Source organism: Paracoccus alkanivorans (assembly GCF_003697785.1).
Classification (GTDB): Bacteria; Pseudomonadota; Alphaproteobacteria; order Rhodobacterales; family Rhodobacteraceae; genus Paracoccus; species Paracoccus alkanivorans.
This window is the reverse complement of sequence record NZ_QOKZ01000001.1, coordinates 523,865-537,820: the sequence shown is the minus strand read 5'-3', so window position 1 is coordinate 537,820 and position 13,956 is coordinate 523,865. Positions and strand designations below refer to the sequence as shown.

General features: G+C 62.8%; 13 protein-coding genes. 6 read left to right on the top strand and 7 right to left on the bottom strand.

All coding sequences use genetic code 11. From position 1 onward, the window contains the following. Nucleotides 1-32: 32 nt before the first annotated feature. The gene (locus C9E81_RS02700) at nucleotides 33-1,334 is read left to right on the top strand and encodes an NCS2 family permease (RefSeq protein WP_122111135.1); all 1,302 of its coding nucleotides are present in this window, start codon (nucleotides 33-35) and stop codon (nucleotides 1,332-1,334) included. 100 nt (nucleotides 1,335-1,434) lie between these two features. Here C9E81_RS02700 and rpoH read toward each other — a convergent pair whose 3' ends face one another. Both rpoH and C9E81_RS02690 read right to left on the bottom strand, forming a co-directional pair. Then, nucleotides 1,435-2,343 carry an RNA polymerase sigma factor RpoH gene (gene rpoH, locus C9E81_RS02695; RefSeq protein ID WP_122110758.1) on the bottom strand — a complete coding sequence of 303 codons (909 nt, stop codon included), beginning with the start codon at nucleotides 2,341-2,343 and terminating at the stop codon, nucleotides 1,435-1,437. Between the two features lie 161 nt (nucleotides 2,344-2,504). Further along, complete coding sequence (locus C9E81_RS02690) at nucleotides 2,505-3,530, bottom strand: RluA family pseudouridine synthase (RefSeq protein ID WP_122110757.1); 1,026 nt, start codon at nucleotides 3,528-3,530, stop codon at nucleotides 2,505-2,507. Between C9E81_RS02690 and C9E81_RS02685 the strand changes: the two genes are divergently transcribed. Further along, nucleotides 3,529-3,837: a DUF6476 family protein gene (locus C9E81_RS02685; RefSeq protein ID WP_122110756.1), complete on the top strand. Its 309-nt coding sequence runs from the start codon at nucleotides 3,529-3,531 to the stop codon at nucleotides 3,835-3,837. The genes C9E81_RS02690 and C9E81_RS02685 overlap by 2 nt on opposite strands. On the opposite strand, the gene C9E81_RS02680 is transcribed toward C9E81_RS02685, so the two are convergent. Next, a complete protein-coding gene (locus tag C9E81_RS02680; protein ID WP_122110755.1) occupies nucleotides 3,825-4,076 on the bottom strand; it encodes an accessory factor UbiK family protein in 252 nt (83 codons plus the stop codon). The genes C9E81_RS02685 and C9E81_RS02680 overlap by 13 nt on opposite strands. A gap of 115 nt (nucleotides 4,077-4,191) precedes the next feature. On the opposite strand from C9E81_RS02680, the gene lgt reads away from it, so the two are divergent. The 3 genes from lgt to pgeF are packed head-to-tail and all read left to right on the top strand — an operon-like array spanning nucleotide 4,192 to nucleotide 6,882. After that, on the top strand, nucleotides 4,192-5,079 hold the full coding sequence (lgt, locus tag C9E81_RS02675; RefSeq protein ID WP_122110754.1) for a prolipoprotein diacylglyceryl transferase: 888 nt from the start codon (nucleotides 4,192-4,194) through the stop codon (nucleotides 5,077-5,079). Continuing rightward, nucleotides 5,076-6,134 carry a class I SAM-dependent methyltransferase gene (locus C9E81_RS02670; protein WP_122110753.1) on the top strand — a complete coding sequence of 353 codons (1,059 nt, stop codon included), beginning with the start codon at nucleotides 5,076-5,078 and terminating at the stop codon, nucleotides 6,132-6,134. Before lgt ends, C9E81_RS02670 begins: the two co-directional genes overlap by 4 nt. Further along, entirely contained in the window at nucleotides 6,118-6,882 is a 765-nt protein-coding gene (gene pgeF / locus C9E81_RS02665; protein ID WP_122110752.1) for a peptidoglycan editing factor PgeF, read from the top strand. Before C9E81_RS02670 ends, pgeF begins: the two co-directional genes overlap by 17 nt. A 47-nt stretch (nucleotides 6,883-6,929) precedes the next feature. Here the strand turns inward: pgeF and C9E81_RS02660 are convergent, their stop codons facing one another. Together C9E81_RS02660 and gyrA are read right to left on the bottom strand one after the other, a co-directional pair. Then, complete coding sequence (locus C9E81_RS02660; protein WP_243698466.1) at nucleotides 6,930-8,027, bottom strand: AI-2E family transporter; 1,098 nt, start codon at nucleotides 8,025-8,027, stop codon at nucleotides 6,930-6,932. Between the two features lie 58 nt (nucleotides 8,028-8,085). Beyond that, entirely contained in the window at nucleotides 8,086-10,794 is a 2,709-nt protein-coding gene (gyrA, locus tag C9E81_RS02655; protein WP_122111133.1) for a DNA gyrase subunit A, read from the bottom strand. A 340-nt stretch (nucleotides 10,795-11,134) separates the two neighbouring features. Here gyrA and C9E81_RS02650 point away from each other — a divergent pair, with 340 nt between their 5' ends. Beyond that, the gene (locus C9E81_RS02650) at nucleotides 11,135-12,835 is read left to right on the top strand and encodes a methyl-accepting chemotaxis protein (protein ID WP_122110751.1); all 1,701 of its coding nucleotides are present in this window, start codon (nucleotides 11,135-11,137) and stop codon (nucleotides 12,833-12,835) included. A gap of 65 nt (nucleotides 12,836-12,900) precedes the next feature. On the opposite strand, the gene C9E81_RS02645 is transcribed toward C9E81_RS02650, so the two are convergent. Continuing rightward, nucleotides 12,901-13,368 carry a disulfide bond formation protein B gene (locus C9E81_RS02645; RefSeq protein ID WP_122110750.1) on the bottom strand — a complete coding sequence of 156 codons (468 nt, stop codon included), beginning with the start codon at nucleotides 13,366-13,368 and terminating at the stop codon, nucleotides 12,901-12,903. Then, nucleotides 13,365-13,943 carry a YqaA family protein gene (locus C9E81_RS02640; RefSeq protein WP_122110749.1) on the bottom strand — a complete coding sequence of 193 codons (579 nt, stop codon included), beginning with the start codon at nucleotides 13,941-13,943 and terminating at the stop codon, nucleotides 13,365-13,367. Before C9E81_RS02640 ends, C9E81_RS02645 begins: the two co-directional genes overlap by 4 nt. Nucleotides 13,944-13,956: the final 13 nt, after the last annotated feature.

Genomic DNA, 13,956 nt, shown 5'->3' with positions numbered 1-13,956 from the left:
GCGGCCTTGCCGGCCGCGCGGAGGGAAAATTCATGGAACGTTACTTCAAGCTGGCAGAACATGGCAGCAGTATCAGGACCGAGGTGATCGCGGGCGTGACCACGTTCCTGACGATGGCCTATATCATTTTCGTCAATCCGGACATCCTGTCCTCGACCGGCATGGACCGGGACGCGGTTTTCGTGGCGACCTGCCTGGCAGCGGCGCTCGGCTCGGCGATCATGGGGTTGTGGGCGAACTGGCCCATTGGCATGGCGCCGGGGATGGGATTGAACGCGTTTTTCGCCTTTACCGTGGTTGGAGCGATGGGCTTCAGTTGGCAGCAGGCGCTTGGCGCGGTGTTCGTCAGCGGGGTGATCTTTCTGATCCTGTCGGTGACGGGGATCCGGCGCTGGCTGATCTCGGGTATCCCGGCCTCGATGCGCAGCGCGATCGCCGCCGGTATCGGGCTGTTCCTGGCCATCATCGCGATGAAATCCTCGGGGCTGATCGTGGCCAGCGATGCGACTTTCGTCACGCTTGGCGACCTGACCTCGACCGGGACGCTACTGACGATTGCCGGCTTCTTCATCATCGCGGCGCTGGACGCGCTCAAGGTGCCGGGTTCGATCCTGATCGGCATCCTGGTGATTACCGTGGCCGCGATGCTGCTGGGGGTGACCGAGTTCGGCGGGGTGATGTCCGCGCCGCCCTCTATCGCGCCAACCTTCCTGCAGCTCGACCTGCTGGGCGCGCTGAGCTTTGGCATCTTCCACGTGATCCTGGTCATGGTGCTGGTCGAAGTGTTCGACGCCACCGGCACGCTGATCGGTGTTGCCAAGCGGGCGGGGCTTCTGACCGAGGGGCCGACGCATAAGAACAAGAATCTTGGCCGTGCCCTGATGGCGGATTCATCGGCGATCCTGGCGGGTTCGATGCTGGGAACCTCATCGACAACCGCTTACGTCGAAAGCGCCTCGGGCGTGCAGGCGGGCGGCAGGACCGGGCTGACGGCACTGGTCGTGGCAGCGCTGTTCCTACTGGCGATGTTCTTTGCGCCGCTGGCGGGCGCGGTGCCTGCCTATGCCACCGCCCCGGCGCTCATTTACGTGGCGGCGCTGATGGTGCGGGAATTGCGCGAGGTCGATTTCGACGACGTGACCGAAGCCGCGCCCGCCGTGCTGACCGCGATCGCCATGCCTTTCACCTATTCCATCGCCAATGGGCTGGCTTTTGGCTTTGTCAGCTACGCGCTGCTGAAGCTGTTGACGGGGCGTGCGCGCGAAGTCCATGCGGCGACATGGATCGTGGCAGCGCTGTTCGTAATCCGCTTTGCATTCTTTCCGGAGGGGTAGGAGCGCATAAGGTATCTGCGTATCGTGACGGCCGGGGGAAAGCCCCGGCCGCAATCACTTTTGTTTCGGGATAATTATCCCGCCGTTGATGCTTTGGCTGTCAGTCTGCCGTTTCCGGCACCCGCATACCCTTTTCACGGGCCAGGATCCGCATCCGGTCCTGCAGCTTTTCAAAAGCGCGGACCTCGATCTGGCGAATCCGCTCGCGCGAGACGTCATAGCGGCTGGACAAATCTTCCAGCGTCATCGGGTCGTCGCGCAGGCGGCGTTCCATCAGGATGTCCTTTTCGCGGTCGTTCAGCACGTCCATCGCCTCGATCAGCATCTGGCGGCGGGTGTCCAGTTCCTCGGTTTCGGCATAGGCCTCTGCCTGGTTGGCGTCCTCGTCCTCGAGCCAGTCCTGCCATTGCGCCGTCGAATCCCCATCGGCCGAGCCGACCGTCGCATTCAGCGAGGCATCGCCCCCCGACAGGCGCCGGTTCATCTCGGTCACTTCCTGTTCCGTCACGTTCAGGTCATTGGCGATCTGGGCGACGTGATCGGGGCGCAAATCGCCCTCTTCCAATGCGCCAATCCGCGATTTGGCCTTGCGCAGGTTGAAAAACAGCTTTTTCTGCGCGCTGGTCGTGCCCATCTTCACCAGCGACCATGAGCGCAGGATATATTCCTGGATCGAGGCGCGGATCCACCACATCGCATAGGTGGCCAGCCGGAAGCCCTTTTCGGGATCGAAACGCTTGACGGCCTGCATCAACCCGACATTGGCCTCGGAGATCACCTCGGCCTGGGGCAGCCCATAGCCGCGATAGCCCATGGCGATCTTGGCGGCGAGCCGTAGATGGCTGGTCACCAGCTTGTGCGCGGCCTCGGAATCCTCGTGATCGGCCCATGCCTTGGCCAGCATGTATTCCTCTTCGGGTTCCAACAGGGGGAACTTGCGGATCTCCTGAAGATAACGGTTCAGGCCCTGTTCGGGACTGGGGGCGGGAAGATTACCATAATTAGCCATATCGGTGGCCTTTCGCAGAGATAAAAATAACGCAGGCAAGGCTGTCACGGTTCCGTGATGGGCGAGGCGGCTGCGATTGCCCTTTGCGGGGCAGCTTGAAGCTTGAAATCATTCTGGCTGGATTTTGCGGAATGGTAACGTGGGAACGGCTCACGTTCATGTCAAGTCTTCGCGATCCGCAGCATGTCCAGCAGGGTCTGCATATCGGCGGGGATCGGACTGTCGAACCCCATCATAGCACCGCTGACCGGATGTTCAAACCCCAGATACGCGGCATGCAGCGCCTGCCGGGGGAACGCGGTTGCCGCATTGGCTGCCTCGCCAAGCGCCCTGACGGATGCCCGCCGCGCCCCGCCATAAACCGGATCGCCGATCAGGCCCAGTCCCGCATGGGCCATGTGAACGCGGATCTGGTGGGTGCGCCCGGTCTCCAGCCGGCATTCGACCAGCATGGCGGATGGAGGACGGCCAAAGCTTTCCAGCATTCGCGCCCGTGTCACCGCATGGCGGCCCCTGTCGAAATAGACCGCCTGCCTTTGCCGGTCGATGGCATGGCGGGTCAGGCGCGAGGTGATCTTCAGCACGCCGCCATCCTCGAAGCTGACACCGGGGGTTCCGCGCAGCCGCGGATCGGCGGCATCGATCACCCCATGCGCCAGCGCCAGGTAGCGGCGCTGCGCGCTATGCGCCTCGAACTGCGCCGCCAGCCCGTGATGGGCGCGGTCGGATTTCGCCACGACCAGCAGGCCCGAGGTATCCTTGTCGATCCGGTGCACGATGCCGGGGCGCCGTTCGCCCCCGATCCCCGAGAGCGTCTCGCCGCAATGCGCCAGCAGCGCGTTGACCAGCGTGCCCGAGGGCGATCCCGGCGCGGGATGCACGACCATCCCGGCGGGCTTGTCGATCACGATCAGGTCGTCATCCTCGTGGGCGATGTTCAGCGGGATCGCTTCGGGCCGGGTCTCGACCGGTTCCGGCTCGGGCAGGATGATATGGTATTCCTGCCCCTCGGCCACTTTCGCCTTGCCGTCCCGCGCCACCCCGTCCGGTCCGCTGACGGCGCCATCGGCGATCAGCCGGGCAAGCCGGGACCGCGACAGCGCCGCTTCCTCTGGCACTGCCAGCGCAAGGGCCTTATCAAGCCGTTCAGGCGGATTGGCCGGGATGGTGATGACAAGGTTCGACATGAGCGATGATGATAGCGACTGGAAAGAGGCAGCGAAAGCGGTTCCCGAACTGCGCTTCCTGAAAACGCTGGTCACCGGGCTGACGCTGGTGATGGGGCTGGGTATGGTGGCGATCGTCGTGCTGCTCTGGACCCGGCTTGGCCAGCCGATGCTGCCGGAACTGCCCGACGGCATAACCCTGCCCGAAGGCGCGACAGCCGAGGCCGTCACCTTTGCCCGCGACTGGATCGTGGTTGTCACGGATGGCGGAGAGATACTGCTTTATACCCGGGAGGGCAGCCTGAAGGACCGGGTTCAGTCGCCCTGACGCCCGGCCTCCAGCGCGTCCAGCCTTGCCTTCAGTTCGGCATTCTCGGTGCGGGCCTTGATGGCCATGTCACGCACGGCGTCGAATTCCTCGCGGGTCACGAAGTCGCGATCGGCCAGCCAGCGGTCGATCCAGCCTTTCATCGCCGTTTCTGCCTCGGTCTTGGCGCCTTGCGCCACACCCATCGCATTTGTCATCAATTGCGAGACATCGTCGAAAAACTTGTTCTGCGCGGTCATTTAGCCTGATCCCTTGCTTTGCTTGCCCCATATATGGGCCCCACCGCGCCGGGGTTCAATATTGACACTGCCGGGCGCGGCGCTAGCGTGCGCCCGAAACCGGCCCAGAGGCAGCATGATCCCCTTTCCCGATATATCGCCCGAGATTTTTACCATCCATATCGGCGGGTTTCCCCTGAGCCTGCGCTGGTATGCGCTGGCCTATCTGGCCGGGCTGCTGATCGGCTGGCGGATCATGGTTCGGATGATGCGGGGCGATTCCATCTGGGGCGACAAGGCGCCTATGCAGGGCGAGGCCGTCGATGATCTGCTGACCTGGGTGATCCTTGGTGTGATCCTTGGCGGGCGGTTGGGCTTCGTGCTGTTCTACGAGCCGGGCTATTACCTCGCCAATCCCGCCGAGATCGTAAAGGTCTGGCAGGGCGGGATGAGCTTTCACGGCGGTTTTGCCGGGGTCATCGTGGCGTCATGGCTGTATTGCCGGGCGCGGGGGATACCTCCGCTTCGCCTGGCCGATGCGATGGCGGTCGTCGCGCCCATCGGGCTGTTTTTCGGCCGCATCGCCAATTTCATCAATGCCGAACTGTGGGGGCGCCCGACCGATCTGCCCTGGGGGGTGATCTTCCCCGGAGAGGCCGCGCAGTCCTGCCCCGGAATCGAGGGGCTGTGCGCCCGCCATCCCAGCCAGCTTTACGAGGCGGGACTGGAAGGGCTGCTTCTGGGGCTGGTTCTTTGGGCGGTGGTGTGGGCAGGTGGGTTGCGCCGTCCGGGGCTCGCATTCGGGATTTTCCTTTCCGGCTACGGGCTTGCCCGCATATTCGTGGAACTGTTCCGGGTCGCCGACGCGCAGTTCATCACGCCCGAGAACCCGCTTGGCCATGTCGTCGGCGGGCCGGTGATCGGGCTGACCATGGGGCAGGTTCTTTCCCTGCCGATGCTGTTGATCGGGCTGTTCTTCATCCTTCGCGCATGGCGTCGTGCCCCGGTCGCCGCTGGCGCATGACCCCGCTGGCCGAGATCATCGCACAGCGCATCCGGGCCACCGGACCGATCACTCTGGCCGATTACATGGAGCTTTGCCTGCTCCATCCCCGTTATGGTTATTACGCCACCCGCGATCCTTTCGGACAGGCCGGAGATTTCACCACCGCGCCGGAGATCTCGCAGATTTTCGGAGAATTGTGTGGTCTCGCCCTGGCGCAGGCCTGGATGGATCAGGGCCGTCCCGCGCCTTTCACATTGGCCGAACCGGGGCCGGGGCGGGGCACGCTGATGGCGGATATGCTGCGGACCATCCGGGCCGTGCCCGGAATGGTCGAGGCCGCCGATGTAACGTTGATCGAAGCATCAGATCACCTGCGCGGCCTGCAGCGCGAGAAGCTGGGCAATATCCGGCATATTGATGGAATAGAGGAACTGCCTGATAGTCCATTGTTCCTGATGGCAAATGAATTTCTGGATGCGCTGCCGATCCGACAATTCCAGCGGGTCGAACAGGGCTGGGCAGAGCGAATCATCGGGTTGGGCGAAGGCGGGCTGCGCATGGGACTCGCCCCGCCGGTCGATCTGCCGCGAGAGGGGCGGATCGGCGATATCGTAGAGGATTGCCCCGCTGCGGTCGCCGTCATCGGGGTGATAGCAGGGCGGATCGCGGCGCATGGTGGGGCGGCGATCATCGTCGATTACGGTGGCTGGAACGGTTTTGGCGACACGTTCCAGGCGCTGCGGGCGCATAGGTTCGAGGATCCGCTGGCCAATCCCGGAGAGGCCGATCTGACCGCGCATGTCGATTTCGCGCCCTTGGCGGCGGCGGCGATCCGGGCAGGGGCAGAAGTATCGAGACCGGTCCATCAGGGCGATTGGCTGTTGTCGCTTGGTGCCGGGGCACGGGCGCGGCGGCTGGCGGATGCGGGCGACGGAGGCGCGATGGTTGCGCTTCGGCGCTTGACCGATGCGGGGGAAATGGGTCACCTGTTCAAAGCGATGGCCATCTGGCCGAAAGGGGCGCCGCCGGTGCCCGGATTTGACCCGCTGAGGCATCATGCAGACGACGCTTGAGATCCTGACCAGTCCGCTGCTTGCAAATGTCAGGCACGGATTTTTCACCCGAAAGGGCGGGGCCTCCTCGGGTCTGTTCGCGGGGCTGAATTGTGGGCGCGGCAGCAGCGATCAAAGCGATATGGTTACGCTGAACCGAGCGCGGGTCGCCGAGGCGATGGCCGTGCCGGCGGATGGATTGGCTACCGTCAGGCAGGTGCACTCTGCGGATGTGGTCACGCTGATGGAAGGCGATGACCTGCGGCAAACAGCCGAGATCAAGGCCGATGGGTTGGTCACGAAACGGAGCGACGTGGCGCTTGCGGTCCTGACCGCCGATTGCCAGCCCATTCTACTGGCCGATCCCGCTGCGGGAATCATCGGTGCCTGCCATGCGGGATGGCGTGGCGCTTTGGGCGGTATCATCGAGGCGACTGTCGAGGCGATGCGATCACTTGGGGCACAGGAAATCCGGGCGGTGATCGGGCCGACGATCAGCCAGCGCGCCTATGAGGTAGGCGAGGATTTCATGGAGGATTTCCTTGCCGAAGATCCGGATCATGCAAGGTTCTTCAGTGGCGGGCCGAATGGCCGTCCGATGTTCGACCTGCCATCCTTTGGATTATCGCGCCTGCGTGCATTGGATGTCGAGGCGGAATGGTCGGGACATTGCACCTATTCCGACCCCGAGCGTTTCTTCAGCTACCGCCGTGCCACGCATGAAGGGCAGGTGGATTACGGTCGGCTGATCTCGGCCATCGCGCTATAGGATTTGGCGGAACATATCTTCCGCTATTGAAATGCGCGGGGTCGCGGTCAGGCGGCGAGTGTCGGGGGAACCGCCTTGTCGTCATCGCTGCTGCCGTCATCGGGCAGTCCCTCGCGCGACAACAGCACCGCGACCGGGCGCAGCCAAGGGATATGCGCACAGACGATCATCAATGCGACCATGATCGGCACGGCCAGGAACATCCCGGGTATTCCCCAGATTGCGCCCCAGAAGGCCAGGCTGAGAATGATGCCGAAGCTTGACAGCCGCAGCGTCTGGCCCAGCAGCATGGGATCCAGCACGTTGCCGATGGCAAATTGCACCAATGTGCACGAGGCGCCGATGATCAATGTCAGTGTCGTATCGCCGCTGAGAACGAAAGCCAGAACGGCGGCGATGGCCGTGGCAATGATCGAACCGACCGAGGGGATGAAATTAAGCACGAAGGTCAGCAATGCGATGGGGCCGGCAAGGCTCAGTTCCGCCAGCGTGAAGATCAGCCAGACCGCCACCGCCGTCACGGTGCTGACCGCCGTCTTGACGACCAGGTAGCGGTTCACCCGGTGCATGATCGAGGAAATGATCCGGCGCACCTGTACTGCCCGGACGGGATCGCCTGTCAGGCGTTCGATCTTGCTGGGAAACCAGACCTGCTCGGCGAACATGAAGCCCACGAACAGGATCACCAGGACACTGCCCGACAGCACCCCCGAGGCCTGCCCGGCCAGCGAACGAATCCAGCCGGTGAGGTTGAAATTCGAGATCGCGGTCATCAGCCGCTCCTGCATGTCGGGGCCCAGCCATTGGGTCAGGGTGGGCAGGGCAGCCTGCGCCTGCTCGGCATAAGCGACGGCAGTCAGGACGACCTGGTTCACCTGTGCCACCACCGTGGTCGAGACCCATAGCAACCCCAAGGCGATGCCGATCAATGCAAGGATCGTCCCCAGCCAGTTGGGCACTTTCAGTCGCGAGCAGATGGCGAAGATCGCATCGGTCGTCAGCGAGAACAGGATGATCGCGATGGCGAGCGAAATCAGGATAAAGCGTGCCTGCACCAGCATGAACAGGATTAGACCGAAGGCGATGATCCCCAGAAAACCCGTCTGGAGTCTTTCCCGCAATACCGTTTCGCTTGACTGATCCACCTCGTTCCCCGTTCAATACCGGCAAGACCCTGCACGGCAGTGCAGGGCCACCGGATCATTATTCTTCCACTTTATTACCGTCTTCGCCGCTTTCTCCGTCCTCGGCATCGTTTTGTTCGGCGACGCGGGCCACGGAGACCACAACCTCGCCATTCGCGGTGTTGAATACCCGCACCCCGCCGGCCGAGCGCGAACGGAAGCTGATCCCCTCCACCGGCACCCGGATCGACTGGCCGGTCGAGGTCGCCAGCATGATCTGGTCATCCGATTCTACCGGGAAACTGGCGACCAGCGGCCCGCCGCGCATTGCCTTGTCCATCGCCATGACGCCCTGACCGCCACGGCCGCGCACCGGGTAGTCATGCGAAGAACTGATCTTGCCCGCGCCTTTGGCGGTGATCGTCAGGATCAGGTCCTCGGCCGCCGACATCTCGGCATAGCGTTCCTGCGTGATGCTGCCTTCCTCGACGGCATCCTCGTCCTCATCGGCCTCGGCCCCGTCGTCCAGCGCACCGGCCACGGCGCGGCGCATCTTGAGATAGGCGGCGCGTTCGGCCGGATCGGCCTCGAAATGCCGGATCACCGACATGCTGACGACGCTGTCACCCTTTGCCAGCCTGATTCCACGCACTCCAGTCGAATCGCGGCCCTTGAAGACCCGCACCGCCGTGGTGGGAAAGCGGATCGCCCGGCCTCCGGCGGTGACCATCATCACGTCGTCCTCTTCGGTTGCCATGCGCGCGGCCACGAGGCTGACGCCTTCGGGCAGTTTCATCGCGATCTTGCCGTTCGAGCGGACATTGGCGAAATCTGACAGGGCGTTGCGGCGCACATCCCCCTGCGAAGTTGCAAAGATAACCTGATACCTGTCCCATTCGCTTTCCGGCGCGTTCACAGGCATCAGCGCGGCGATGGAAACGCCCGGATCTATGGGCAGGATATTGACGATCGCCTTTCCCTTGGCGGTCCGCCCGCCAAGCGGCAGGCGCCAGGTCTTGAGCCGATAGACCATGCCGTCCGTGGTAAAGAACAACAGTTCCGTGTGGGTATTGGCGACGAACAGCGTGGTCACCACGTCGTCTTCCTTGGTTGCCATTCCCGACAGGCCCTTGCCTCCGCGGCGTTGCGCCCGGAACTCGGCCAGCGCGGTGCGCTTGATATAGCCGCCCGAGGTGATGGTGACGACCATGTCCTCGCGCTCGATCAGGTCCTCGTCCAGCATGTCGCCGGACCATTCGGTGATCTCGGTCCGGCGCGGCACGGCGAAGAGGTCTTTCACCTCGCGCAATTCGTCGCTGATGATCCCGAGGATCCGTTCGCGCGAGGCAAGGATCGCCAGGTATTCCCGGATCGCATCGGCCAGTTCCTGCAACTCGTCGGTGACTTCCTTCACGCCGATCTGCGTCAGGCGCTGCAACCGCAGGTCCAGGATGGCGCGGGCCTGCGTTTCCGACAGGTTATAGGTCCCGTCCTCGTTGATCGGATGCAGCGGATCGTCGATCAGCCGCAGATATTCGGCGATGTCATGGGCAGGCCAGCGCCGTTCCATCAGCCGCGCGCGTGCCTCTGCCGCATCGGCCGAGGAGCGGATGGTCGCCACCACCTCGTCGACATTGCTGACTGCCACGGCAAGCCCGCAAAGGATATGGCTGCGCTCGCGCGCCTTGCGCAGCTCATAGGCCGTCCGCCGGGCGACAACTTCCTCGCGGAAGGCAATGAAATAGGTCAGGAAATCGCGCAGGGTCAACTGCTCGGGACGACCGCCGTTCAGGGCCAGCATGTTGCAGCCGAAATGGGTCTGCATGGGGGTGAAGCGGAACAGCTGGTTCAGCACCACGTCGGGGGTCGCGTCACGCTTCAACTCGATCACCACGCGCACGCCGGAACGGTCGGATTCGTCCTGGACGTTGGAAATCCCCTCGATTCGCTTTTCCTTGGCCAGTTCGGCGATCCGCTCGATCAGGTTGGCCTTGTTCACCTGATAGGGGATTTCGTCCAGCACGATGGCGTAACGATCCTTGCGCGGTTCCTCGATATGCGTCCTGGCGCGGATAATGACGCTGCCACGCCCCTCCAGATAGGCCTTGCGCGCCCCCGAACGTCCAAGGATCAGCCCGCCGGTGGGGAAATCCGGGCCGGGAACGATTTCGAGGATACGTTCGGTCGGCAGGTCGGGATTCTCGATCAGTGCCAGCGTTGCATCCACGATCTCGCCCAGGTTATGTGGCGGAATATTGGTTGCCATGCCAACGGCGATACCGCCCGCGCCATTGACCAGCATATTCGGGAAACGGGCGGGCAGAACCGTGGGCTCGCGATCCTTGCCGTCGTAATTGTCCTGGAAATCGACCGTGTCCTTGTCGATATCCATCAGCAGGTAATTGGCGGGCTTGTCCATGCGCACTTCGGTGTAACGCATCGCCGCCGGGGGATCGCCATCCATCGAGCCGAAATTGCCTTGTCCGTCCAGCAGCGGCAGCGACATCGAGAAATCCTGCGCCATCCGCACCAGCGCGTCATAGATCGCGCTGTCGCCATGCGGGTGGTATTTCCCCATCACGTCGCCGATCGGCCGGGCCGATTTGCGATAGGGCTTGTCATGGGTGTTCCCGGTCTCGTTCATCGCGTAGAGGATACGGCGGTGAACCGGCTTCAACCCGTCGCGCAGATCGGGGATCGCCCGGCTGACGATCACCGACATCGCATAGTCGAGATAGGATGTCCGCATCTCGGACGAAATGTCGATCACCGGACCGTCATGCACCATGACCTGGCGTGGGGCGGAGCCGTTTTCGTCGCCTGCTTCCGGTGTTTCCGGCAGATCGTCTTCTGGGGTATCGGCCACGTGAATTCCTCAACATCTTGTTGAAATGTCATATAGCCGACACGGCGGGTGGGGGCAATCTTGGCAGGGCAGATTGACTGATTTTCGTCGCTTCGTTGCCGATATGCGCGCCTGTCCGGCCCGGGCAGGGTGTGGGCCGCAAAATAGCTCGGATTGTATTTATTCACGGGCCGTTAAGCGCGCGGGTCTATCGATTTGCAGATCAAGGAAGTAGGGCCGCGTGTTGCGTTGCCTTCAGCCTGCCCGCATACGGAGTGGACACATGTCGCTGAATAACCTTTCCATAGGCCGAAAGCTTGGCCTCGCCTTTGCTTTACTGGTCGCGATCTCGGTCACGATCTCTTACGTGACATTCAACAGCCTTAGATCGCTGGCCGAACAGGATCGCTGGACGGTCCATACCTACGAGGTCATCGACGAAGGTGGGGAAATGATTGCGGCCATTCTCAATCAGGAGGCCGGGATGCGCGGGTATATGGTTTCGGCCGAGGAAAGCTTTCTTGACCGTGTGGAAGAAAACAGGAACATCTTTCAGGAACAGCTGCGCGAATTGTCCGAACTGACATCGGATAACCCGGTGCAGCAAGAGCGTCTGAAAAAGCTGGGGGCACTTGAGGAAAAATGGCGAACCGAGGTCAGCGACCGGCAAATCACCCTGATGAAGGATCCCGTAACGCAGGATGAAGCCCGGGCGCTGGAAGCTGCGGGTGTCGGAAAGCCGCTGTTGGCCGAAATCCGCGCCATCCACCACGATCTTGTCTCGGAAGAGGAAAGTCTGCTGGGTGAGCGGGCAGGTGCCAAGGAGATGGCCAGAGAACGCGCAGCGACGACCATTCTCGTGGGATCGGCTGTTCTGGTGGTCACTTCGATCATTGTCGGTCTGGCGCTCAGCATCCCGATCAGCCGTGGCCTGAACGAGTCGGTCTCTGTCGCCGAAGCGGTTGCCCGCGGCAATCTGGCTGTCGCGCCGCAATCATCTTCGTGCGACGAGGTGGGCACGCTTCTCGACGCCATGGGCCGGATGGTCATGGATTTGCGCGGGATGAGTTCGGCCGCCGAGCAGATCGCCAAGGGTGATCTGACTGTCGAGATCGAGCCTCGTTCAAAGGATGACCGCCTTGGAAGCGCCCTGCGTGACATGGTGGCCCGATTGCGCGATGTGATCGTCAACGCGAATCGCAATGCAGAGCAGGTTGCCGCAGGCGCTTCGCAGATGAGCGAGGCATCCAATGCTCTCAGCGAGGGGGCGAACAGCCAGGCCGCTGCCGCCGAAGAAGCCTCGGCCTCGATCGAGGAGATGAGCGCCAATATCAACCGTTCGGCCGATAATGCGGGGCAGACCGAGAAAACCGCCCTCCTGTCGGCTGATGAGGCCAGGAAAAGCGGCGAAGCAGTGGGACGTGCGGTCGCGGCCATGAAGACGATCGCCGAAAAGATCAACATCATCCAGGAAATCGCCCGCCAGACCGATCTTCTTGCTCTGAATGCGGCCGTCGAGGCGGCGCGCGCGGGCACGCATGGCAAGGGCTTTGCCGTGGTTGCATCGGAAGTGCGCAAGCTGGCCGAGCGCAGCCAGACCGCCGCGGCGGAGATCAGCGAACTTTCAAAGCAAACCGTCGATGTCTCGGGCGAGGCCGGGCGCATGCTGGAAACCCTGGTGCCAAACATCCAGCGCACTGCAGACCTGGTGCAGGAGATCAGTGCCGCAACGCGCGAGCAGAATATCGGCGCGGAGCAAATCAATCAGGCGATCGGCGAACTGGACACCGTGATCCAGAAGAACGCCGCTTCGGCCGAGGAGTTCGCCGCCACCAGCCGTCAGCTTGCCGACAATGCGACCGAACTTGCCGAGGTGATCAGCTATTTCAAGGTCGATCGATCCGGCGGATACAAGCCGCGCGCCGTCGCCAGTGAAACTGGAGCCGAGGCGGGTCTTGGCTATGCCGACGGCCATGCTGCCTGATGCGGTCATGGTGATGCACTGAAACGGGTTGCCGGCGATGCGGACCGGCGCGTTTTCGGGGGGGCTCAGCGCGAGCGCCCCGCCGCCATCCCCCAAATCACGGCGAGACAGGCCGAAAACACCGCGTTCCAGCTGGCCATGGACAAGCCGAGAAACCGCCATGCTACCTCGTCACAGCGCACCACCGGGGCGTCCTGAAGCCTGGTCATCAGATCCTGCGTAGACAGTCTTGCAAGATCACTGACCCCGCCCGAGCAATGTGCGGGGCCGGCCCACCACGCCATCTCGACGCCGCTATGATAGATGGCCAGCCCCATCGCAACCCCCGCTGCGACCATCCCCAGCACCGCCAGCACCCGGACCCGTCCCGTCAGCCAGATCAGACCCGCAACGATCACTGCGGCCAGATGCGGCCAGCGCTGCAGGATGCACAACTCGCAAGGTGCATAACCCGCCGCCTGGAATCCAAGTGCCGCGAGCAGCAGCGCTGCCGATCCGGCACCTGCGAGAAGGGCCAGTCTGGTTGCGTTCATAGATACCTCAGCGCGATAAAGCCTCCGACGAGGCAGATCATGAAGACAGTGAAAACCAGTCCCAACCGCCGCTCGATAAAGTCGCGGATGGGCGGGCCGAAGCGCCACAAAAGCGCCGCGACGACAAAGAACCGCCCCGCGCGCCCGACGATCGCGGTCAGTACGAATAGAGGCAGGGAGAAACCGACGGCGCCTGAAAAGATGGTGATGACCTTGAAGGGAAATGGCGTCAACGCGGCGAACAGCACTGCCCATCCGCCATATTCGGCAAAGCGGACGGCAAGCTGGTGGTAGGATTCCTCCTTGCCATAGACGGTAAGAACCCATTGCCCGAGCGTGTCCATCAGGGCCGCGCCGATCCAGTATCCCAGAAGCGCGCCCAGCACAGATCCGAGCGTCGCTATCGCCGCGATAAGGAAAGCCCGCGCCTTCCGCGCGAGCACCATCGGGATCATCAGCACATCGGGCGGAATCGGAAAGACTGAGCTTTCGATGAAACTGACCCCAAACAGGGCCGGCATGGCGTGCCGGTGGGCGGCAAGCCCCATCGTCCAGTCATAAAGCTTGCGCAGCATCTCGTCCCTTTCG

Excerpts from the sequence above, each read along its gene's own strand:
- pgeF (WP_122110752.1), top strand. The coding sequence starts at position 6,118 with ATGCAGACGACGCTTGAGATCCTGACCAGTCCGCTGCTTGCAAATGTC.
- C9E81_RS02685 (WP_122110756.1), top strand. The coding sequence starts at position 3,529 with ATGAGCGATGATGATAGCGACTGGAAAGAGGCAGCGAAAGCGGTTCCC.
- C9E81_RS02680 (WP_122110755.1), bottom strand. The coding sequence starts at position 4,076 with ATGACCGCGCAGAACAAGTTTTTCGACGATGTCTCGCAATTGATGACA.
- rpoH (WP_122110758.1), bottom strand. The coding sequence starts at position 2,343 with ATGGCTAATTATGGTAATCTTCCCGCCCCCAGTCCCGAACAGGGCCTG.
- C9E81_RS02700 (WP_122111135.1), top strand. The coding sequence starts at position 33 with ATGGAACGTTACTTCAAGCTGGCAGAACATGGCAGCAGTATCAGGACC.
- C9E81_RS02645 (WP_122110750.1), bottom strand. The coding sequence starts at position 13,368 with ATGAACGCAACCAGACTGGCCCTTCTCGCAGGTGCCGGATCGGCAGCG.
- C9E81_RS02690 (WP_122110757.1), bottom strand. The coding sequence starts at position 3,530 with ATGTCGAACCTTGTCATCACCATCCCGGCCAATCCGCCTGAACGGCTT.
- C9E81_RS02670 (WP_122110753.1), top strand. The coding sequence starts at position 5,076 with ATGACCCCGCTGGCCGAGATCATCGCACAGCGCATCCGGGCCACCGGA.
- gyrA (WP_122111133.1), bottom strand. The coding sequence starts at position 10,794 with ATGGTGCATGACGGTCCGGTGATCGACATTTCGTCCGAGATGCGGACA.
- C9E81_RS02640 (WP_122110749.1), bottom strand. The coding sequence starts at position 13,943 with ATGCTGCGCAAGCTTTATGACTGGACGATGGGGCTTGCCGCCCACCGG.
- C9E81_RS02650 (WP_122110751.1), top strand. The coding sequence starts at position 11,135 with ATGTCGCTGAATAACCTTTCCATAGGCCGAAAGCTTGGCCTCGCCTTT.
- lgt (WP_122110754.1), top strand. The coding sequence starts at position 4,192 with ATGATCCCCTTTCCCGATATATCGCCCGAGATTTTTACCATCCATATC.